Genomic DNA, 20,017 nt, shown 5'->3' with positions numbered 1-20,017 from the left:
CATGGAACAGAAACGCCCATCCATTCCGATGCAGGTACAGGCGTTCCGCCGTCGGCGCTGGAGGCTCAGCTGGCCCTGGGTGTTGGCCGCCGTGCTGGTAGCGCTGCTGCTGATCTGGCTCGTGTCCCGCTATTCTGGCAAGTCCACTCCCCAGACTTCAACGCCGGTCAGCGTGACGCAGGTGGCCGGGCCTCCGTGGCAGATGGGAAATCCGGAAGGGCGTTTCACGCTGACGCTCTACGCGGACCTCGAATGCCCGTTCTGCCGATCCTATTTCCCAGTGCTCAAGCGTTGGGTGGCCGGCAACGCGGACGTGGCCTTGCAATGGCACCACCTCCCGTTGGCCGCGCATGAGCCGGCCGCGTCTGCCGAAGCGAGCCTGGCGGAGTGCGCCGGCGAATCTGGCGGCCATGCCGCCTTCTGGCAGGCTGTCGAGTGGGTCTATGCCCACACGCGCAGCGACGGCCAGGGCTTGCCCGAGGACCTGCGGTACCCCGACCTTACGCCAGCCATCGAGCAGTGTCTGGCGAGCGAACGGCCCGAGGCGCCGATCCGCACCCAGACGGCGGAAGCCACGAGCAGCGGCGTGACCGCCACGCCGTCGCTGCGGCTGCACGATCGCGAAACCGGCAAGGCGATCCTACTGCAGGGTCCGATCGAGGGCGATGCCTTGCTGTCGGCCATGGACATGCTCGCGGCCGGCGATCCCGCCGCCACACCTACTACATCGGAAATGCCTGCCGACGTCGTCGGCGACATGCCCAGGTAGCCCCGGTCTTCAAGGCTACGGCGCAGTCCACTGCGCTGACCGAAACCCGTTCGCCTCGCATCCTGGCCGCGAACGATCACCGCTGCCGCGGTGATGGATGCACCTTGTTCGTTCCCCAGGAGGGCTTGCCCTCCCAGGGCGCGCGCCCTCCGATCTCACCGTCTGGAGGTTCGCCATGTCTTTCGTCGTCAATGACTCCTGCCTGGAGTCGCTTTCCGCCATCGCTGCCCAACACGAGGACTGGATCATCCAGCAAGCCATTGCACTGCTGGAGAAGCGGGTTTTCAAAGCGGGTGCGAAACTCCTCGACCCCACGGCCGTGCGCGACTACCTGCGCGTGAAGCTGGTCGCCGAGCCCAATGAGATATTCGCCGCGGTGTTCCTGGACAGCATGCACCAGGTGCTGGCCTACGAGCCGTTGTTCAGGGGCACGATCAACTCGACTTCGGTCTATCCGCGTGTCGTCGTGCAGCGTGTGCTGGAGTTGAAGGCCGCCGCGGTGGTCTTCGCGCACCAGCACCCCTCGGGCATTTCCGAGCCGTCGAGCGCGGATCGCATGCTGACCCAGCAACTGCAGGCCGCGCTGGCGCTCATCGATGTGCGGGTACTGGACCACATCATCGTCGGCCAGGGTGCCCCGTTCTCCTTTGCGGAGTCCGGCCTGCTGTAAGGGTTGCACTGCTTCGTTGATCAGCGCGGAGGCTTCGGCCTCCGCTTTTTTCTTTGCGGCGACGCAAGCAGGTATGCGGGGTGGCCGCGATGCGCATTGTTTGTTGGGGCCGCCTGGGGTTCGGCGTTTGACTATGGCCCTGATCAACTTCCGGGGCACATGACATGCCAGCAGCTTTTACCCGGTTCGCACCAGGCTGGCGAACCCTTGGCCTGGCCGTGGCGCTGCCGACGTCTCTGGCGGTGTTCAGCCCGGCCACCTTCGCCGCCGACGTGGTGGTCGTCACCGACAGCCGCCACCCGGTCAAGACCATGGGCGGCGAGCGACTGATCGAGTTGGGCGAAACGCCCCGGATCGAGGCCGAGCTTTCCGCGAATCTTCCAGCCGACCCTGAGCGGGCAGCAGCCATCGTCCGGCAACGCCTGAAGCAAGGCGGCACCGATCTTCAGCGCCGCATCGGCACCGCCTACCAGGGCGTCACCGACGCATGGAGTTTGGGTGTCACGACCATCCCGGCCGTCGTGGTGGATCAACGCTTTGTGGTCTATGGCGAGCCGGACGTGGCCCGGGCCGTCGCGCGCATCGAGCAACACCGGAGGACGCAGCCGTGACCCATCGCCCATTCGACCTGCTGCGCCGCCTGCGCGTCGCCGTGGCCTCGCTGCTGCTGATCAGCGCCACGGGCAGCTACGCCTTGAACACCGCCACCATCGTGTCCTCCGTCATGTCGCCGGACTGCCTGGAGTACCGGGTGGTGGGCATCTGCTACTGGCTCTACTGCACCTGGACGGGCTGCACGGTGCGCACATCCACCAAGGTCCGGCACTACGTGCCCGATGCGGTCGTCTCCAGCTACAGCAACACCGGAGAGAACCCCTGGGTCGAGGTGCAGGCGATGAGCACGCCCAACCCATCCGCACAGGCAGGTGGGGATGGGACCACGAACGAAGACCACGAAAACAACCTCGCCAAATTCAAGAACAGCGATGTCATCGGCCATCCTGGCGGCGAGGTATTCAACCAGTTCGCATCGTCGTCGGGCTATTTCTGCCAAGGCGCGGGCACGGCCTTCATGCCGTATCTACTCAGCACCCTGGACACGCTGGCTTGGCGCTACAACGTGCCTGAAATGGCCTACCCGGAGGCGTTGATTCCGGGCATGCGCGAGGTCGGTGCGCGCACCACGATGAACCTCTGGGGCAATGTCTATCCGCGCGGCGGCTTCCTGCATCAGACCGATGACTACAAATCCGGGGCCGTCGTGGCCCAGCGCGCCGGTGATGTCGTCACGCGCCGCGGGCAGATCCACGTGTACCAGCCGCTGCTTGCCAACGCCCGCGACGGCTACTGGCCGGCCGGCGCGCTGATGGAGGGTGATGCCTCTACGGGCAAGTGGCAGGAGCTGACGCCGCGCCTGTCCAACACCTGCGTGGTGTTCCCGCACAGCGGCACGCTGACCCAGGCCCAACAAGGCGACTACGCCTGGGCGCTGTGGCGTCCCTATGCGTGCTGCGAACGCCGCGGGCAGGTGTTCCTGGGCAGCGTCGATTTCCTCTGAGGTGCCACGATGAAGCGTCCTGAATCGATGAACCTTTCCGCCAAGGCGTGCCGCCTGCTGCGCCCGAAGGCGCTGGCCGGCCCGCTCGCTCTGGTCTGCGGCCTGGCGTGGGCGCAGGTCGGATACCAGAACAGCGGCCCCGTCCTCGGCGATGACGTCATGTACTCGATCGGCGGTGGCAGTGCGGTGTCCATGGGCCGCGCGGCCGGCATGCGCTCCATCGGGGTCGGCGTGGGGTGGAACAGCAACCTGATCTGCGGCGACATGAGCATCCAGACCACGCTGCGCAATCAGCTCAACGGCATCACGAACGGCTTTCAGCAGATCATGAGCAACGTGATCCAGAGCGCGACCAGCGCGGTTGCATCGCTGCCGGCGCTGATCATTCAGCGCGCCGATCCGGGCCTGTACAACCTGCTGACCAACGGCGTGCTGCAGGCGCGGCTGGACTTCGACCGCTCCAAGCTGACGTGCCGCGCCATGGCGGAGAAGATGGCCGAGACTGCGGGTGGCCAGCTTGGCTGGAGCCAGATGGCCGAAGGCATGGCCTTGCGTGACGCGGTTGGCAGCAACGATGCCGTGTCGGCCGTCGAGCAGGCCGAGACGCGCCGCGGCAACGACGGCCTTCCCTGGGTGGGCGGCAGCAATGCCGGTGGCGCAGGCCAGTCCGCCATCCGCGTGGTCGGCGACGTCACCCGCGCGGGCTACAACCTGGTCAACGGGCGCGGCGTGACGGACACATCCTCCATCGCGTCCACCAGTTGCGCGAGCCTGTCCTGCCAGACCTGGACGTCGCCGCAGCAGGCGACCGAATGGGCCACCCGGGTCCTCGGGGAACAGGTGCAGCGCACGTGCGATTCCTGCACCAAGACCGAGACGGTGCCCGGCGTCGGGCTGACGCCGCTGATCCAGGAGGAGTACGAAGCCAAGCTGGAAGTCTTGCAGGAACTGGTTTCCGGCGTGCGCAACACCACCTTCGAGAACTTGCGCGAGGCCGGCAGCACGTCGCTGCCGATCACGCGCGGCGTCATCGAGGCGCTGCGCGACGAGCCGGACCAGGACCTGCTGGCGCGGCGCCTCGCGTCCGAGGTGGCGCTTTCGTCGGTGCTGGAGAAGGCACTGCTGCTCCAGCGCACGCTGCTCACCGGCAAGAAAGAGCCCAACGTGGCAGCCAACGAGTTGGCAGTCGAGGCCGTGAACCACGAGAGCGACACGCTCGACCGGGAGATCCGCAACCTCAAGACCGAACTTGAACTGCGGCGCGAGCTGGCGAACAACTCGCCGATGGCCATCATCCAGCGCCATGGCACGCGCGCGGCAGGCTCGCGCGGCATCTATGAGGGCGATCCGGTGCCCGACCGCCTCGACCAGTTGCAGAAGGGCAATCCGGGAGGCCGGCCATGAGCGCGGAGCGCATGGCCTGGCGCCCCTTGCGCTGGCTCATCAGCCGGCGTGCGGCGAAAGCACTGCTGTGGGCGGCCGTGATCGTCGCCGCTGCGGTGGGCGCCAACATCGCCGGCATCTATCTCGTTGGCAGCGTGGCCGGCTGGGAGCGGTGGCTCGCGGCCGCATCGGGCTACTTCTTCGTGTGGCGGTTGTTCCTGTACGGGGCGACGGCCTGCGGCTGGGTCTGGATGCGGCGGCGGCTGCTGGCGCGCGAGGACAGCACGCTGGCCCGACGCCGGCTGATTCGCGCTGAGGTCGCCGGCATTGTTGCCATCGTGGCGCTGGAAGCCAGCCTGTTGATGCAGGCCGCTTGAGGGGATCGAGGCCATGACGCTTTTCACGACCGACTACCTGGAGTACTACCTAACCCTCGTGTCCTGGATCGTCAACAACGGCATCTGGGCGGTCCTCGTATCCAGCGGGGTATTCGCGCTGCCTTTCGTCGCCATCATCGTGCAGGAGTGGTTGAAGGCCCGTGCGGAAGGCGCCGACGAGGGCAACAAAGGCGTGCTGAGCGCCGCCCGCATCGAGAACCGGGTCTTCGTCGCCATCGTGGTGGTGATGTTCGCCGGCATTCCGTTCATCGACGTGGACCTGAACACCATCCAGTACGACAGCTCGCACTCGGCCCAGTGCCAGGTCAGCGTGGCGCAGCCCGGGGATACCGGCTGGTCGCAGTCCTTCAGCACCATCAACAACCAGTCGGCGAAGGTGCCGGTGTGGTGGGCGTTCATGCACGCGCTCTCGCGCGCCGTCACGGGCGCTTCGGTGGCAGCGATCCCGTGCGGCACGGACCTGCGGCAGATGCGCATGGAGATCGACGCTACGCGCATCGATGACCCGGTGCTGGCTCAGGAAGTAGCGGATTTCTCGCGGGATTGCTATGGGCCTGCACGGGCCAAATTGTTCATGCAGCGCCCTCAGCTCGATGAGCAGCAGATGCACGACGTGACCTGGATCGGATCGCGGTTCTTCACCGACACGAACGGCTACTACGACACATACCGTTCCAGCACCCCACGCGAGGACTGGCCCTATGACAGCACCCGCGACGCAGGGCTTGCGCAGGTGGCCAGCGGTGGCGGCTACCCGACCTGCCGCCAGTGGTGGAGCGATGGAAGTAACGGCCTGCGGGCACGCCTGCTGGGTCAGGTGGACCCGAGCCTGTTGAGTCGCCTGGCGGGCTGGGCCGGGTTCCTGAGCCGGGCCGAGGTGGACGACTCGGTGATCCGAGCCATCGCGTCACCGCGGCAGCAGAAGTTGAACCAGGGCAGCGTCTATACGGACTACGGAGGCCAGATCGACAAGACCTTGCCGAACATCGTGACACGGGCCACGGGAGACGTTGGGATGGCCGTCGGCGCGATTGCCGCGTTTCCCGCCATGGACGTCGTGAGACAGTCTCTACCCATGGTCCTCGCCTTGCTCAAGATGGCGCTGGTCATCTGCATCCCGCTCGTGCTGGTCGTGGGCACCTATGACCTGAAGACGGTCGTCACGGTCAGCGTCGTGCAATTCGCGCTGTTCTTCGTGGATTTCTGGTTCCAGCTCGCTCGCTGGATCGACAGCACTATCCTCGATGCGCTCTATGGCTGGGGCTTTGGCTGGAACCGGCCACACACGAACTTCGACCCGCTGGTGGGGCTGAACAATGCGTTCGGCGACATGCTCTTGATGTTCGTCGCGGGCACGATGTTCCTGGTGCTGCCAGGATTCTGGCTGGCAAGCCTGACCTGGGTTGGAATTCGGGCGGGACATGCCATTCAGGGGTTGTCGGACGGCAGCAAGAGCGCCGGCCAAGCCGGGGGCAAGGGGGCTGGGGCACTCACGGGAGGCAAGCTGAAGTAGCCCGGAGTCCGTCAGTCGTCGGTGTACAACTCGTGCGACGTATCGTTGTACAGATTGGGATCGTAGCCCGGTGTCTTGCGCAGTTCTGTGAGATCGGTGAAAGGCCACTCGTCCTCGTCAGAGGTATTGGCAGCAGCAGCCCACGCCGCCGCCACGACGCCCAACAACACGAGTGCGAACCAAAAAGCAACGTAGAGCAGCAATCCCACCACAGACAGCTTGACCACCCACACGAGCGCGGTGGCAACGGCCGCCGGCACCCCCTTGGACACCAACCAGTTCGACGCCCGACGTTCGCCGCGCGCGTAGGCGCGCCATCCGCGGCCAAAGGTGCGGCCGAGGCGTTCTGCGGTGCTGATGCGGGTCGTGGTGTTCATGGTCGTCTCCTGCTACAGAGGGATGCCTATTCCAGTTTGGTCCATTTCATTCTGTTTGGGGCTTCAATGTGCTCTCTTGCCGCTTCAGGACGCTTCGTCATCCGGTTCCACCGGCCCGGGATCAGGCTCCACGCCGACGCGATACGTGGCAACGAAGCGCGGCCAGTCCACATGGTCCACCAGGTCGATGTCATCGACAACGCCGACTCTTGCTGCCGCACGCTCGAACAGGGCGATGCTCTTGGCGGGATAGTTGTTGCGCGACGGATAGAGCACCCCGTCGAACAGCGGCTGGCCATCATCGCCGAGCATCGCATGCACCTGGGCGGACACCTGCTGCGTGTGCGTGTAGTCGCGGCTGGCCAACTGTTCCAGGTTCAGGCCGAAGTAACCCGCCATGACACCCTCGGCCGTGAGATCGGCCAAGCGCACGTCGTCCAGGACCCCCACGGCCCGCACGAGCCGGCTCTCGACTTCCTTCAGCGCAATCGAGCGCTTCTCGTCCGCCAGCCACTGGTGCTTGTGAAACACCGACTCCATCAGCGCCGTGGACAGGTCGCGGCCCAGGTAGAGCACGCCGTAGGTCCGCGCCGGGTCGTCGTAGCGATTGGTGCCGCTGCGGCCATAGTACAGCGGGCTGCCCCGATAGACGACGCGGCTCACATGCTGGAGCAGTTCACCCGCATCGATCAAGAACAAGGGCAGTTCGCGGCTCATGGCGGTCTTGCCTCAATGCACCTGGACGCCCAGCACGTTGAACACCGCTTCGGCCACGTCATCGATTGTGCCATGCGTCACCGCATCCACCGGCGAGCGTCCGCCCAAGCCTTCGAGCGGTTCGGATAGTGCGCGGTAGATCGTCCAGTGGTCGATGCCCTCGACCTCTTGAAGCACGGTTTGGGTCAACTGCTGCTTCACCGGGTCGAGCTGCCAGTCGGGCAGCTTCTGGCCGCGCGGCCCCACATTCAGCGCCAGCAGCCGGCGCGCGAGGATGTCCTTGTAGATCTGCTGGCGCGACTTGTCCGCCAGCTTGGCGTACTCGGGGATCGGCAGGTTGTGCGGCTGGTTGAAGGATTCCAGCAACACGGCGCGGCCTCGCTGGACGTCGGTTTCAGTCGGGGTCCAGCGCGTTTCGGTGCGCAGCGCGGCCGCCTTGCGCGCCAGGGCCTGCTCCACCGTTTCGCCTTCGAGGTTGGCTGGCAGTTTTACCGCCTCCACGCGCTCGTGAATGAACGCCTGCAACTCGGCCGCGAAAGCCGGCGCATCCCGGATTTCAACGGTATCCGCGAAACGGCGCACGTCCTCCACGGTGACGCGCGGCAGACGATCGGCAATGAATTCAATGGCGGTGGGCATGGTCATCTCCCAAGCAGGTTTGAGACAGGATTCACTCTAGTCGCCCTTGTCGCATTTGTCAACTTAGTCGCCTGAGCGAGAGCCTACCTGCCGGGGGTAGCGTCCCCGCAGCATAGGCAGGGGCCAGCGCCAGGTCTCCGTCCAATCCATTCGTGCGGGTTCCACATTGACGCTGGAGACGCAACCCAGGCCCGGCTATACCGAAACGGTTAAAGGCCAAAGGGCCGAAACGGCAAGGGAATGGGGTGCAAGGGGAAAGGCCCTACCTCGAAAAGGCGAAAAGGCCTCCCGGCCGGCCCCCCAGAGGACACCCGCATGCTCTCCCTGTTCCAGCGAAAACGGCCCCCGGTCGCTGCCCCGTCGCCAGCGCCCGCCACCGACCTCCCGAAAGGGTTGCTGCGGCCCGAATCGGCCGCATCGCTGCTGGCAACACCGCGCCGGCAGAAGCTGCTGGAACACATCTGGCAGCGCACGTCGCTGTCGCGGCGGCAGTTCGCCACCCTATACCGCACGCCGCTGGAGCACTACGCCGAGTTGGTCCAACAATTCCCCGCATCGGAAAGCCATCACCACGCTTACCCCGGCGGCATGCTGGATCACGGGTTGGAGATCGTCGCCTATGCGCTCAAGCTGCGGCAGTCCCATCTGCTGCCCATTGGCGGCAGTCCCGAAGACCAGGCGGCGCAGTCTGAAGCCTGGACTGCCGCAGTCGCTTATGCCGCGCTGCTGCACGACATCGGCAAGATCGCCGTCGATCTGCACGTCGAACTGTCCGACGGCTCGCTGTGGCACCCCTGGCACGGCCCGCTGCACCAGCCATACCGCTTCCGCTACCGCGACGATCGGGAATATCGGCTCCACAGCGCCGCGACAGGTTTACTCTACCGTCAACTGCTCGACCGTGATGCCCTGGACTGGCTCAGTGGCTATCCCGACCTGTGGGGACCGCTGCTCTACGTCCTGGCCGGCCAGTACGAGCGCGCCGGCGTGCTGGGCGAACTTGTCGTGCAGGCCGACCGGGCTTCGGTGGCCCAGGAACTGGGCGGCGATCCGGCCCGCGCCATGGCTGCACACAAGCATGCGCTGCAGCGCAAGTTGCTCGACGGGCTGCGCTACCTGCTCAAGGAACAGTTGAAGCTGAACCAGCCGGAAGCCTCCGATGGCTGGATCACCGAGGATGCCTTGTGGCTGGTAAGCAAGACGGTCTCGGACAAGCTGCGTGCGCACCTGCTGTCACTAGGCGTCGACGGCATCCCCGCGAGCAACACCGCCGTCTTCAACGTGCTGCAGGATCACGGCATGTTGCAACCGACGCCGGACGGCAAGGCGGTCTGGCGCGCGACCGTGACCAGCACGACTGGCTGGTCCCACTCATTCACCCTGCTGCGTCTCGCTCCCGCGCTGATTTGGGAGTCTGGAGAGCGGCCAGCGCCCTTCGCAGGGGCAGTGGCAATCGACGGGACACCGGCACCCAACAATGCCGATGCCTTGGTGCCCTCGCCGGCAATGACGGCAAAGCCAGCCACCGACGATCAAGAGTCCCTTCCATGGGAGGGCGTCGACGCCGCGACTCCGGTTCACTTGCCTGCCGCACAAGCCGCACCCGATGTCATGGAGGACCTGCTGGCGATGGTAGGAATCGGCGATTTGCTTGTTCCCCAACAGGATGCGGAAGCCGTCTCGGGCGACGCACCCGCCGCTGGCCCTCAAACGCCACCGCCAACCTCGATGGTGCCCGTGCCGTCATCAGCGCCGGTGCCCACGTCCTCGTCGGCGCAGCCATCGGGCGAGCACTTCATGGCGTGGCTGAAACAAGGTATCGCTACCCGCCGGCTGGTCATCAACGACGCGAAGGCGCTCGTGCATACGGTGGGCGACACGGCCTACCTGGTCAGCCCCGGGGTATTCCAACGCTACGCACAAGAACACCCCCAGGTCGGGACTCTCGCCAAGCAGGAGAACCAGCAGGATTGGCAATGGGTACAAAAGCGCTTCGAGCGCCTGCAACTGCATCGCAAAAAGCCCAGGGGCCTGAACATCTGGACGTGCGATGTCACAGGCCCCAGGAAGTCCCGCCGCCTGTATGGCTATCTATTGCACGATGTTCGGCTCCTGTTCGCAGAGCCACCACCGAACAATCCTTACTTGTCACTTCTCGCGTAACCGGCGGCTCAAGAGCCGTCCAAAAATGCGACGCGGCGGACCAATCCGCAACGGCGCGAATCAGAACGTCGATATCGCTTGACCTCAAGTTTTGAGGCTTTGTAATGCCGCCGAGGTCGGTTTGCGCGCGCGTTCTGCGACGAGACGAGAAGCCGACAACCAACGGGATTCGATCTCTGCCGCATCTGTCGCTCATGGTCTTGCGCTGCCAAGAAAGCAGCGTCAGGGGACAGCGTGCAGCGCGATCGCGCTCGCTTCATTCGCTTTACGACCTGACCACGGAACCTGTTCAGATGACGACTTCCAGCTCCGACCCTCGCGGCGTGCGCCTGCTTTGGATACTGATCTCCCTCAGCGCGATGGCGCTCGCAGGTTGTAAAGAGAACGCCGGAGCTGGCGCCGGAGGCCATCCACCGCCGCCGCAAGTCAGCGTCGCGCAGGTCGAGATCAAGCCCATCACGTAATGGGACGAATACAACGGACGCATCGAAGCCATCGAGAGCGTCGAGCTGCGCCCACGGGTGTCTGGCTACGTCGAGCGGGTCGCCTATCGCGAAGGAGACGAGGTCAAGAAGGGCGATGTGCTCTTCATGATCGATGCCCGAAGCTACCGCGCGGAACTGGCCCGGGCCCAGGCGCAATTGACCCGGGCGCGCAGCGAAGCCGGCCGCAGCAGAAGCGAGGCGCAACGTGCCAAGGTGCTGGTCGAGCAGCAGGCTGTCTCCACCGAGGCCTGGGAGCAGCGCCGCGCCGCTGACGAGTCCGCGCAGGCTGAGGTGCAGGCCGCGCAGGCTGCGGTGGAGACGGCGCAGTTGAACCTGGAGAGGACCCAAGTGCGCTCGCCCATCAACGGGCGCGCCAGCCGTGCCCGCTTTACCGCAGGCAACCTGGTGGCCGCCAGCGATGCAGCCAGTGTGCTAACCACCATCGTGTTCCAGGACAGGGTCTATACCTACTTTGAGGCCGATGAGAAGGCGTTCCTGCGCTACTCGCGCATGGCGCGCAAGGGAGAGCGCCCCAGCGAGCGAGGCGGCCAGCTGCCGGTCCAGATCGCCCTGGCGGACAAGGCGGACTTCTCTCACACCGGCACGGTGGACTTCCTCGACAACCAGGTGGACCGGGGCAGCGGCACGATCGCCGTGCGCGCGGTGCTGGACAACAAGGATCGCGTTTTCACGCCGGGCCTCTATACCCGCGTGCGACTGGTCGGCAGCGGCGAATTCTCGGCCGTGTTGATCGACGACAAGGCGGTGCTGACCGACCACGACCGTAACTACGTCTACATCGTAGACAAGGATGGACTGGCGCAGCGACGTGATGTGAAACTGGGTGGCAGTTCCCATTGGCTGCGCATCGTGCGAGGGGGGCTGGCGGCGGGCGACCGCGTGATCGTCAACGGCGCGCAGAAGGTGTTCTTGCCGGGCATGCCTGTGCAGGCCACGGCGGTGCCCATGGTGGCTGCTGCGGCGCCCGCGTCCGCCACCAAATGAAGCACCACGCCGGAGCGCGCCACCGATCGGACGTATCACACAACGAGCGGCGCGGCGCGCTTCCCCCTGGACTCCTTTCAAGGTATTAGCCCATGGACCTCTCCAAGTTCTTCATGGACAGGCCGATCTTCGCGGCTGTGCTGTCGATCGTCATCTTCGTCTCGGGCCTGCTCGCGATCCCGGCGCTGCCGATCAGCGAATATCCCAAGGTCGTGGTGCGCGCCGTGTATCCGGGCGCCAACCCCAAGGTGATTGCCGAGACCGTGGCGACACCCCTGGAGGAGCAGATCAACGGCGTCGAAGGCATGATGTACATCAAGTCTGTCGCCGGCTCCGACGGCGTGCTGGTGACCACGGTCACCTTCCGTTCTGGCATCAACGCCGATGACGCGACGGTGCGGGTACAAAACCGCGTCGCCCAGGCTCAGGCCCGGCTGCCCGCGATGTGGTGCGCCAGGGCATCACCGTCCAAAAGCAGTCCCCCGCCTTCCTGATGGTGGTGCACCTGACATCGCCCGATAAGCAGTACGACACGCTGTACCTTCGCAACTACGCCCGGCTGCACGTCAAGGACAGTTGCACATCGAGCCGCGCAAGACCGACAACGAGTAGTCCTGTCCCAAGCAGTCGGGCGTCCCGGCGTGCCGCCGTCGCGCTGTCGTGCTGCGCATTGAGCCTCGCTGCGCGAGTCTCGCCCCTGTCGGGCTTCCATCGCTGGCGCCTCCGGCCCGGCTCGCTGATCCGTGCCTGCGCGCTCCGCTTGCCGAAAACCGGCGTGCGTGGGTGGCGTGAGGGGGCGGTCTTGCTGTGTCCCTTCGCCGACGACCACGCCGCGCAGGAAGCCACGTTCTATGGTGCGCCGGAATGGCAGCGCAGCCCGTCCAAGCTGCGCGAGCGCCTGACCGAGCGCGAAATCGACGCCGCGCACGCGCTGGTGCGCTTCGTCGGGCTGGACGCCTACCGGCAGGCAGGCGGCGGCATCCGCCGCGACCTGTTCGCGGAAGGCGATGCCGGAACCTACCTCACCGATACCGCAGTGCTGGAAACGCTCGTGCGCGACAAGCTGGCAACGCTGGCCGAGGACGTGCGCGCCGAGGGCTGGGCATGGGTGGAGGCCGTGCCGCATCTGGCCTACGAGGAACGGCAGGCGTTCCAGAACGCCCCGCGCCACCGCCGCGAGCCGACCACCCGCGAGGCCCGCCGCATCGCCTCGCTGGAAACCCGCCTCGAAAAGATCGACGCCGAACTGGAAGAAGCCTGCGACGCCGAGGACGAGGCCAAGGCCGAGAAGCTGGAACAGCGGCGCGATCAGGTGGTCGGAGAACTGCAAGACGCGGAGAATGCCTTGCAAGGCTACGCCCCCGAAGTGCGCGAGGTGGCCGGTGCCATCGTCACCATCGACCGCAACGGCGAGGCTGTTATTCATCGCGGCCTGCTGCGCGAAGCCGAGGCCAAGGCGCTGCGCACGCTGGAAAAGCTGCGGCGCGGCTTCGGCAGCACCGAAGGCGAAGCCGCCAACGAGGAGCACGAGGACGCCGACGACCCGCCCAAGGCCGCGAGCCTGTCCGACCAGCTGGCGCAGCGGTTGAGCGCCCACCGCACGGCGGCGCTGCAAATCGAAGTGGCCCGGCATCCGCACGTCGCGCTGGCCGCGCTGGTGCATGGCATGGTGCAGAAGGTTTTGCAGGACAGCTACCACGGCCACGACCTGCCGCTGGGCGTGAGCCTGAAAGTGCAAGACCGGCTGGAAGGCATGGCCCCGGACTGGCCGGAGTCGCCCGCCGCTGTGGCGCTGCGCGAACTGCAACAGGTAGCCGGGGAAGCCTTGCCGGAGGACAGCGCCGAACTGTTCGCCGCGCTGCTGGCGAAGTCGCAAGACGAACTGGTGCGGCTGCTGGCCGTGTGCGTGGCTTCCACGGTGGACGTGGTGACGCCCCGTGCCACGCCGCACCAGCCCGGCGCAGAACTGGCGCAGGCCGTGGGCCTCGACATGGCCGCATGGTGGAAGCCGACCGCAGAAGGCTACTTCAAGCACGTTTCCAAGGCCGTGATTCTGGATGCCGTGGGCGCGTTTGCACCGGAATTCGTCACCCGGCTGGCGAAGCTCAAGAAGGCCGACATTGCCAGCGAGGCCGAGCGGCTGGCCGATGGCACCGGCTGGATGCCCGCCATCTTCAAGGCCGAAGGCCCGCAGGAGGCCGCGCAGGAAGAAGGCCCGGAGCAGGACGCCCCGGAGGATACCGAGGCAATGGCGGATGAACCCGCCGAGGCACTGGCCGCTTGACCCGCGCCGAAGGCAAGCGCCCCGGCCTCGACCGGGGCGCTTCGCTTTGTGTGGTGGCGCATCGAGACGAAGGAATAACCGCGATCAGCACCGCGCCCAGGCCGTTCCGCCCTGGGCGCGGTGGACGCGAAATCCGGGTGCGACAGTGGCCGCGCCCGGTGTTCAAGGCCAATAGCCGAATTAAAACGCCGCCGCCTTCGCGCTGGCTCAGGCGGCGGCGTTGAAGGCATCGCTGTAGTGCGCGATGCCTTCCGGCACTGTCCCATGCAGGGCCAGCGCCATGAAATAGCCGGGCGGCACGCCCGGCAGTTGCAAGCCCGCATGGGCCTGGAAGCCAAAGCGCGTGTAGTACGTTGGATCTCCCAGCAGCACGCAGCCTGCGGCCTGCATAGCCCGCAGTTCAGACAGCGCCTGTTCCATCAGGCGCGAACCGATGCCTCGCCCCTGCCTTGGCGGCAGGACGGAGATCGGCCCCAACCCATACCAGCCCTCGGTCTTTCGCCTGTGCTCATGGGTGATCGTTACTGGCGACAGCGCGACGTGACCGACGACGCGCCCATGTTCTTCGGCCACGATGGAAAGCGTCAGTTCGTTGGCGGCACGCAAGGCGCGCACGATGAATTGCTCGGTGTGGCTGGTGTGTGGTGCATCAGCGAAGGCGGCGGTCGTGACCGCTTCGATGGCGGCAATGTCGTCGGCGGTTTCGTGTCGGAGCTGGATGGTCAGGGTGTGCCACATGAGATTCAGACGCCCATCGCCATGACCCAGCCCACCAGCCCGGCTAACAGCACCACGAGCGCCGGCGGCACGCGCCCCACCGTCAGCAGTCCGAACGAGAGCAGCGCCAGCCCAAAATCCGCCTTGCTGTGGATGGCACTCGTCCATACCGGGTCATAGAGGGCGGACACCAGAATACCGACCACGCCGGCGTTGATGCCGGCCATGGCCGTCTGGATGCCCGCGCGGTGGCGCAGCCCTTCCCAGAACGGCAGTGCACCGACCAGCATGAAAAAAGCGGGGAGGAAGATCGTGCCCAGGAGTGCCAGCCCGCCGATCCAGCCATGCAGCGGTCCGTGGGCGACCGCGCCGAGGTAGGCCGAGAAAGTGAACAGCGGCCCCGGCACGGCCTGCGCCGCACCGTAGCCGGCCAGGAAGTCGGCATTGCTCACGACGCCGCTGGGCACCACCGAGGCCTGCAGCAGCGGCAGCACAACGTGTCCACCGCCGAAGACCAGTGCACCGGAGCGGTACACCCCTTCCAGCAGGGCTATCGTGGACGAGTCCGTGGCTGCCGCCCACAGGGGCAGCCCGACGAGCGGTGCGGCAAACAGCAGCAGCGCCACGATGCCCAGCTTGCGCGAGACGGGGTAGCTGTGGGCGTGGCCGCCGCCGGGTTGCGCGATCTTCAATGTCCACCAGCCCAGCAGCCCTGCCACCGCGATGGCGGCAAGCTGTCCCGCGGCCGAGGGCAGGACCATGGTCAGCAGCGCCGCCAGAATGGCCAGCGCGGCGCGCGGCCGGTCCGGGCACAACGACTTGGCCATCCCCCAGACCGCTTGCGCCACGATGGCCACGGCGACGACCTTGAGCCCGTGCACCCAGCCGGACTGGGCCAGCCCCTGGTACTCGGCGATGCCAAAGGCGAACAGGATCAGCGCAATCGCCGATGGCAAGGTGAATCCGGCCCAGGCCGCCAGCAGCCCCAGCCAGCCCGCGCGGCCCAACCCCAGCGCCATACCGACCTGGCTGCTGGCCGGCCCCGGCAGGAACTGGCACAGGGCGACCAGATCGGAGTAGCTGCGGTCATCCAGCCAGCGGCGACGCTCGACGAACTCCGAGCGGAAATAGCCCAGATGCGCGATCGGCCCGCCGAAGGAGGTCAGCCCCAGCTTGAGGAAGGCGCCGAAGACTTCGACGGGTGAGCCGCGCGCGGCAGCGGCCTCATGCTGCAAGGTGTTGGTGGAATCTGTCATTTGTGCATCGCCTCCCCGGTGAACTCCCGGATGCGGTCCTTGGCCAGCGCCAAGCCTTCCTTGCCCTTGGGCGTGATCGTGTAGAGCTTGCGCACGGTGCGCCCTTCACGCTCCTGGCGGGAGACGAGGTAGCCGTCGCGCTCCATCTTGTGCAGCATCGGGTACAGCGTTCCGGGGGAGAGGCGGTAGCCGTGGTGGGCCAGCTCGTCGATCATCCATTGCCCGTAGATCTCCTGCTCGGCTGCGTGGTGCAGCACATGCAGGCGGATCAGCCCCGACAGCAGGTCGTGGTGCTCCATGGCACGTGGAGTAGGTTTCTCTTTCATATCGAATATCGATAACGAAATTCGATAATACCAGCCTCACTTCAGATTGCCTGCCGCTTGTGCGGGAGGTCTCAGACCCTGCGACCCTCCGCATCCACCACGGCTTCGCCGTCTTCCTTGCGGAACGCGCCGCGCTGCGGCTGCGGCAGGATGTCCAGCACGGCCTCTGAGGGCCGGCACAGGCGCGTGCCCAGCGGGGTCACCACGATGGGCCGGTTGATGAGGATGGGGTGCTGGAGCATGAAGCCAATCAACTGCTCGTCACCCCACTTCGGGTCATCGAGGCCCAATTCCGCATAGGGCGTACCCTTCTCACGCAGCACGGCGCGCATTGGCGCGCCCATGTCCGTGATCAGGCGTTGCAGCGTTTCGCGGTCAGGCGGTGTCTTCAGGTATTCGATAACGTTCGGCTCTTCGCCGCTGTTGCGGATCAGAGCCAGCACGTTGCGCGACGTGCCGCAGGTGGGGTTGTGGTAAATGGTGATGTTGCTCATGAGTCGTGTCTTGGTTATCCGCGGGCAGGGTTCGGGCCGCACTCATACCAGCCCTTGCTTTGGTTGACGATCCGAACGACCAGTAGCATGACTGGCACCTCGATCAGCACGCCGACCACGGTGGCCAGCGCGGCGCCGGACTGGAAGCCGAACAGGCTGATGGCGGCGGCTACGGCAAGCTCGAAGAAGTTGCTGGCGCCGATCAGCGCCGAAGGACAAGCGATGCTGTGCTGCTCGCCCGCCTTGCGGTTGAGCCAGTAGGCCAGGCCGGAGTTGAAGAACACCTGGATCAGGATCGGAACGGCCAGCATGGCGATGACCAGTGGCTGGCGGATGATGGCCTCGCCCTGGAAGGCGAACAGCAGCACCAGCGTGAGCAGCAGCGCCGCGATGGACAGCGGCCCGATGCGCTCCAGCGCCCGGTCGAAGGCGGCTTGGCCCTTGCTCAGCAGGGCGCGGCGCCAGAACTGGGCCAGGATGACGGGAATCACGATGTACAGGCCGACCGATACCAGCAGCGTGGCCCACGGCACCGTGATGGACGATAGGCCCAGCAGCAGGCCGACGATGGGCGCGAAGGCGAACACCATGATGGTGTCGTTCAGCGCGACCTGCGACAGCGTGAACACAGGATCGCCCCCGGTCAGCCGGCTCCAGACGAACACCATGGCTGTGCAAGGTGCGGCGGCCAGCAAGATCAGGCCCGCGACATAGCTGTCGAGCTGGTCGGCGGGGAGCCACTGCGCGAAGACCTGGCGGATGAAGATCCACGCCAGCAACGCCATCGAGAATGGTTTGACGGCCCAGTTGATGAACAGCGTCACGCCGATGCCGCGCCAGTGCTGCTTGACCTGGCCGAGAGCGCCGAAGTCCACCTTGAGCAGCATGGGAATGATCATCACCCAGATCAGCAGGCCCACGGGCAGGTTGACCTGAGCCACTTCCGTGCGGCCGATGGCCTGGAACACGCCCGGCGCGAACTGGCCGAGCGCGATACCGGCGACGATGCACAGCAGCACCCACACGCTCAGGTAGCGCTCGAAGACGCTCATGGTGGGGGCGGCCGGCACGCGGCCGGCCGTTTGGGTTCCAACACTCATCGCGCCAACCTCACTTCGTACCAATGCTGCGCAGCTCGTGCTGCAGCGACATGGCATCCAGGCGCTGAATCGGCAGCGACAGGAACAATTCGATGCGTCGGCGCAGCGTCAGCGCCGCATCCGTGAACGCCTTGCGCTTCTGCTCGTCGGTGCCTTCAACGGCTGCAGGATCAGGCACACCCCAATGCGCCGACATCGGGCGCCCCGGCCACACGGGGCAGACCTCGCCGGCGGCGTTGTCGCAGACCGTGAAGATGAAATCCAGCTCCGGCGCACCGGGCGCCGCGAACTCGTCCCAGTTCTTGCTGCGGTAGCCGGCGGTCGGCATGTGCAGCCGCTCCAGCGTGGCGAGCGCCAGTGGGTGGACTTCGCCCTTGGGGTGGCTGCCCGCCGAGTAGGCGCGAAAGCGCCCCTGGCCCAATTCATTGAGGATGCCTTCGGCCAGGATGGAGCGGGCCGAGTTACCCGTGCAGATGAACAGGGCGTTGTAGGTCTTGTCGGTGGTCATGGGTATCTCACATCAGCAGCAGGAGGAAGCCGGCTTCACCGCAACGCCCACCGGCTTGCCGCGCACCGGGGTACAGCACGCTGCGGCGGAAGTCGCTGCAGGCGCCGCTTCGTTAAAGACCGGAATGTTGCCCAGCGTGTGGAAGTGCTCCCAGGCCACGCCCTGCGGATCGGTGATCCAGTGCTTCTCGCTGCGCGCGTAGCAGCAGGTCGTGGTGCCCTCGTCCAGCAGCGTCATGTCGGCCGCCTCGGCGCGGGCCTTCAGCACCGCCAATTCCTCGGCATCGTCGGTCTGGATACCCAGGTGGTCGATGCCCGGCTTGTTGCCACGTGTGGAGATGGCGAAGTTGACCGGCGGGTCTTCGAGCATCCATTTGGCGTAGTCGCCTTCGACGCGCGCGGGCTGCGCGGCGAACAGTTGGGAATAGAAGCCGATGCTGCGGTTCAGGTCATCGACGTGCAGGTGGACGTGAAAGCGCTTCATGGGGGTGATCCTTTCAGCAGGAAGTACAGGCAGAGGAGGATTCGGTGACCTCGCACGCGCCGCCCTGGCAGCAGTGCTCGGTCAGATAGCCGAGCAGCCCATTCATCTGGGTGAAGTCGGCGCGGTAGATCAGGTTGCGGCCCTGCTGCTCGATGGTGACCAGGCCGGCATGGGCCAGTTCTTTCAGGTGGAAGGACAGGGAGTTGCGGGCCACGTCGAGCTGGTCGGCGAGGACGCTGGGTGTCAGCCCTTCGGGGCCGGCGACCACCAGGGCGCGGAACACGCGCAGCCGCTGGGTATGGGCCAGGGCGCCGAGGGCGGAAATGGCTTGGGTCTCGTTCATGATTCGATAATACAACATTTATTGAATCATTGGCAAAACGCTTCAATTGAATGGAGCCTGCGCGCTTGCGAGGCTTGACTTTCAAGACAGTTGCTCACGCCTTCGCGCCTGCGGCGCTGCGCGCTTCGCTTGCCTCCAGGGGAAAGCCCTGCGGGCTATCCCCGCCGCGCGATGCTTGGCGCCCCTCGATGCCGCCGAACCGGCTGCGCCGGATCGGCCCGGCCAGCGCCCCGCCGCGATGGACGGGACGCTGGCGAACACGCTGGCGCTTGCTGCGGCAGGTTGTGCAGGTGCGTGCCGTCCTCAACGCGGTTCAGGGACAACCCGCCCGGCATCGCTATGGAGCTTCCACGCCACGCCTCAAGACCGGCGCTGCAAGGCATGGCGGGGCGTTCTCGCCTGTCGTTGTGGGGTTGACCTGGCCCGCGTCAGCGGGCGAGTCGGAGAAGCCTTCGGGCGGGGTGCAGTGGTCAAGTTTTAGTGGACACCTGCATAGGTAGTTTTGGCGGTTGGCTGCGTTCATATGCAGCCGGCGCCTGATAGCAGTACCTTGATCTTGATCAATAAGACTCTCTGTACCCAGCTACGGGTACATATACCCGCGCAACGAACCAGCAGACCAACTTCCAACTCACCTCAGGGGCTCAGCGCACACAGCCAGGTCTGCGCGCGATCGAGGCGCCGAGCAGGCAGACGTTCGGCACTGACCGCTGAGGCTATCGACGATCGGTGGTAAGCGCCCGGTGATCCCGTCTTGAGCCAGGGCGTTGTCCTCGATTAGTGTCCACCATTTTTTGGTGGACACCATGGCAAAGACAGAATTAGCGCC

Annotated in this window: 19 protein-coding genes and 3 pseudogenes; 11 read left to right on the top strand and 11 right to left on the bottom strand. The window is 65.8% G+C overall.

What is annotated here, in order from left to right:
- Position 1: 1 nt before the first annotated feature.
- The 7 genes from ABD104_RS00115 to ABD104_RS00085 all read left to right on the top strand — a co-directional run bounded on the left by ABD104_RS00115 (position 2) and on the right by ABD104_RS00085 (position 6,291).
- Positions 2-769 (top strand): DsbA family protein, encoded by a 768-nt coding sequence (locus ABD104_RS00115; protein ID WP_003090202.1) that lies wholly within the window; start codon positions 2-4, stop codon positions 767-769.
- 175 nt (positions 770-944) lie between these two features.
- Positions 945-1,439, top strand: coding sequence for a JAB domain-containing protein (locus tag ABD104_RS00110; RefSeq protein ID WP_003090203.1), 495 nt, complete (start codon positions 945-947; stop codon positions 1,437-1,439).
- A gap of 164 nt (positions 1,440-1,603) precedes the next feature.
- Positions 1,604-2,050 carry a TIGR03757 family integrating conjugative element protein gene (locus ABD104_RS00105; protein ID WP_003109772.1) on the top strand — a complete coding sequence of 149 codons (447 nt, stop codon included), beginning with the start codon at positions 1,604-1,606 and terminating at the stop codon, positions 2,048-2,050.
- A gap of 83 nt (positions 2,051-2,133) precedes the next feature.
- Complete coding sequence (locus tag ABD104_RS00100) at positions 2,134-2,997, top strand: TIGR03756 family integrating conjugative element protein (RefSeq protein WP_425265766.1); 864 nt, start codon at positions 2,134-2,136, stop codon at positions 2,995-2,997.
- A gap of 9 nt (positions 2,998-3,006) precedes the next feature.
- A complete protein-coding gene (locus ABD104_RS00095; protein WP_003109770.1) occupies positions 3,007-4,401 on the top strand; it encodes an integrating conjugative element protein in 1,395 nt (464 codons plus the stop codon).
- Positions 4,398-4,757: a hypothetical protein gene (locus ABD104_RS00090; protein WP_003090212.1), complete on the top strand. Its 360-nt coding sequence runs from the start codon at positions 4,398-4,400 to the stop codon at positions 4,755-4,757. Before ABD104_RS00095 ends, ABD104_RS00090 begins: the two co-directional genes overlap by 4 nt.
- 13 nt (positions 4,758-4,770) lie before the next feature.
- A complete protein-coding gene (locus tag ABD104_RS00085) occupies positions 4,771-6,291 on the top strand; it encodes a conjugal transfer protein TraG N-terminal domain-containing protein (RefSeq protein WP_343926984.1) in 1,521 nt (506 codons plus the stop codon).
- A gap of 11 nt (positions 6,292-6,302) precedes the next feature.
- Here ABD104_RS00085 and ABD104_RS00080 read toward each other — a convergent pair whose 3' ends face one another.
- The 3 genes from ABD104_RS00080 to ABD104_RS00070 form a co-directional block, all read right to left on the bottom strand.
- A complete protein-coding gene (locus ABD104_RS00080) occupies positions 6,303-6,668 on the bottom strand; it encodes a DUF3742 family protein (RefSeq protein ID WP_003090216.1) in 366 nt (121 codons plus the stop codon).
- 84 nt (positions 6,669-6,752) lie between these two features.
- Positions 6,753-7,385, bottom strand: a complete 633-nt coding sequence (locus tag ABD104_RS00075; RefSeq protein WP_003090219.1) for an RES family NAD+ phosphorylase — start codon at positions 7,383-7,385, stop codon at positions 6,753-6,755.
- A gap of 12 nt (positions 7,386-7,397) precedes the next feature.
- Positions 7,398-8,024, bottom strand: coding sequence for a hypothetical protein (locus ABD104_RS00070; protein WP_003109769.1), 627 nt, complete (start codon positions 8,022-8,024; stop codon positions 7,398-7,400).
- A gap of 315 nt (positions 8,025-8,339) precedes the next feature.
- On the opposite strand from ABD104_RS00070, the gene mobH reads away from it, so the two are divergent.
- The 4 genes and pseudogenes from mobH to ABD104_RS00045 all read left to right on the top strand — a co-directional run.
- Positions 8,340-10,187: a MobH family relaxase gene (gene mobH, locus ABD104_RS00065; protein WP_003109768.1), complete on the top strand. Its 1,848-nt coding sequence runs from the start codon at positions 8,340-8,342 to the stop codon at positions 10,185-10,187.
- A gap of 293 nt (positions 10,188-10,480) precedes the next feature.
- Positions 10,481-11,677: pseudogene (locus ABD104_RS00055) on the top strand (efflux RND transporter periplasmic adaptor subunit).
- A 92-nt stretch (positions 11,678-11,769) separates the two neighbouring features.
- Positions 11,770-12,251: pseudogene (locus ABD104_RS00050) on the top strand (efflux RND transporter permease subunit); the annotation flags it as partial.
- 243 nt (positions 12,252-12,494) lie between these two features.
- A pseudogene (locus tag ABD104_RS00045) lies at positions 12,495-13,961 on the top strand (chromosome partitioning protein ParB); the annotation flags it as partial.
- 207 nt (positions 13,962-14,168) lie between these two features.
- Here ABD104_RS00045 and ABD104_RS00040 read toward each other — a convergent pair.
- From ABD104_RS00040 to ABD104_RS00005, 8 genes are all read right to left on the bottom strand, one after another.
- Positions 14,169-14,687: a GNAT family N-acetyltransferase gene (locus ABD104_RS00040; protein WP_023980163.1), complete on the bottom strand. Its 519-nt coding sequence runs from the start codon at positions 14,685-14,687 to the stop codon at positions 14,169-14,171.
- A 17-nt stretch (positions 14,688-14,704) separates the two neighbouring features.
- Positions 14,705-15,934 (bottom strand): chromate efflux transporter, encoded by a 1,230-nt coding sequence (gene chrA / locus ABD104_RS00035; RefSeq protein WP_003107233.1) that lies wholly within the window; start codon positions 15,932-15,934, stop codon positions 14,705-14,707.
- Positions 15,931-16,260: a PadR family transcriptional regulator gene (locus ABD104_RS00030; protein ID WP_015014846.1), complete on the bottom strand. Its 330-nt coding sequence runs from the start codon at positions 16,258-16,260 to the stop codon at positions 15,931-15,933. The genes chrA and ABD104_RS00030 overlap by 4 nt, the downstream gene beginning before the upstream one ends.
- Before the next feature lie 71 nt (positions 16,261-16,331).
- On the bottom strand, positions 16,332-16,754 hold the full coding sequence (arsC, locus tag ABD104_RS00025) for an arsenate reductase (glutaredoxin) (RefSeq protein ID WP_003107236.1): 423 nt from the start codon (positions 16,752-16,754) through the stop codon (positions 16,332-16,334).
- 14 nt (positions 16,755-16,768) lie between these two features.
- Positions 16,769-17,854 carry an ACR3 family arsenite efflux transporter gene (gene arsB / locus ABD104_RS00020; RefSeq protein WP_003109696.1) on the bottom strand — a complete coding sequence of 362 codons (1,086 nt, stop codon included), beginning with the start codon at positions 17,852-17,854 and terminating at the stop codon, positions 16,769-16,771.
- A 10-nt stretch (positions 17,855-17,864) separates the two neighbouring features.
- Positions 17,865-18,362: an arsenate reductase ArsC gene (locus tag ABD104_RS00015; protein ID WP_003107241.1), complete on the bottom strand. Its 498-nt coding sequence runs from the start codon at positions 18,360-18,362 to the stop codon at positions 17,865-17,867.
- Between the two features lie 12 nt (positions 18,363-18,374).
- Complete coding sequence (locus ABD104_RS00010) at positions 18,375-18,845, bottom strand: ArsI/CadI family heavy metal resistance metalloenzyme (RefSeq protein ID WP_003107243.1); 471 nt, start codon at positions 18,843-18,845, stop codon at positions 18,375-18,377.
- A 13-nt stretch (positions 18,846-18,858) separates the two neighbouring features.
- Positions 18,859-19,188, bottom strand: a complete 330-nt coding sequence (locus ABD104_RS00005; protein ID WP_003116799.1) for an ArsR/SmtB family transcription factor — start codon at positions 19,186-19,188, stop codon at positions 18,859-18,861.
- Between the last annotated feature and the right edge of the window lie 829 nt (positions 19,189-20,017).

This window comes from Pigmentiphaga daeguensis, from assembly GCF_039523035.1.
Lineage (GTDB): Bacteria > Pseudomonadota > Gammaproteobacteria > Burkholderiales > Burkholderiaceae_B > Pigmentiphaga > Pigmentiphaga daeguensis.
This window is presented reverse-complemented; position numbering and strand designations above follow the sequence as displayed.

Coding starts and splice junctions, on each gene's coding strand:
- ABD104_RS00115 (WP_003090202.1), top strand. CDS start 2: ATGGAACAGAAACGCCCATCCATTCCGATGCAGGTACAGGCGTTCCGC.
- ABD104_RS00110 (WP_003090203.1), top strand. CDS start 945: ATGTCTTTCGTCGTCAATGACTCCTGCCTGGAGTCGCTTTCCGCCATC.
- ABD104_RS00105 (WP_003109772.1), top strand. CDS start 1,604: ATGCCAGCAGCTTTTACCCGGTTCGCACCAGGCTGGCGAACCCTTGGC.
- ABD104_RS00095 (WP_003109770.1), top strand. CDS start 3,007: ATGAAGCGTCCTGAATCGATGAACCTTTCCGCCAAGGCGTGCCGCCTG.
- ABD104_RS00090 (WP_003090212.1), top strand. CDS start 4,398: ATGAGCGCGGAGCGCATGGCCTGGCGCCCCTTGCGCTGGCTCATCAGC.
- ABD104_RS00085 (WP_343926984.1), top strand. CDS start 4,771: ATGACGCTTTTCACGACCGACTACCTGGAGTACTACCTAACCCTCGTG.
- ABD104_RS00080 (WP_003090216.1), bottom strand. CDS start 6,668: ATGAACACCACGACCCGCATCAGCACCGCAGAACGCCTCGGCCGCACC.
- ABD104_RS00075 (WP_003090219.1), bottom strand. CDS start 7,385: ATGAGCCGCGAACTGCCCTTGTTCTTGATCGATGCGGGTGAACTGCTC.
- ABD104_RS00070 (WP_003109769.1), bottom strand. CDS start 8,024: ATGCCCACCGCCATTGAATTCATTGCCGATCGTCTGCCGCGCGTCACC.
- mobH (WP_003109768.1), top strand. CDS start 8,340: ATGCTCTCCCTGTTCCAGCGAAAACGGCCCCCGGTCGCTGCCCCGTCG.
- chrA (WP_003107233.1), bottom strand. CDS start 15,934: ATGACAGATTCCACCAACACCTTGCAGCATGAGGCCGCTGCCGCGCGC.
- ABD104_RS00030 (WP_015014846.1), bottom strand. CDS start 16,260: ATGAAAGAGAAACCTACTCCACGTGCCATGGAGCACCACGACCTGCTG.
- arsC (WP_003107236.1), bottom strand. CDS start 16,754: ATGAGCAACATCACCATTTACCACAACCCCACCTGCGGCACGTCGCGC.
- arsB (WP_003109696.1), bottom strand. CDS start 17,854: ATGAGTGTTGGAACCCAAACGGCCGGCCGCGTGCCGGCCGCCCCCACC.
- ABD104_RS00015 (WP_003107241.1), bottom strand. CDS start 18,362: ATGACCACCGACAAGACCTACAACGCCCTGTTCATCTGCACGGGTAAC.
- ABD104_RS00010 (WP_003107243.1), bottom strand. CDS start 18,845: ATGAAGCGCTTTCACGTCCACCTGCACGTCGATGACCTGAACCGCAGC.
- ABD104_RS00005 (WP_003116799.1), bottom strand. CDS start 19,188: ATGAACGAGACCCAAGCCATTTCCGCCCTCGGCGCCCTGGCCCATACC.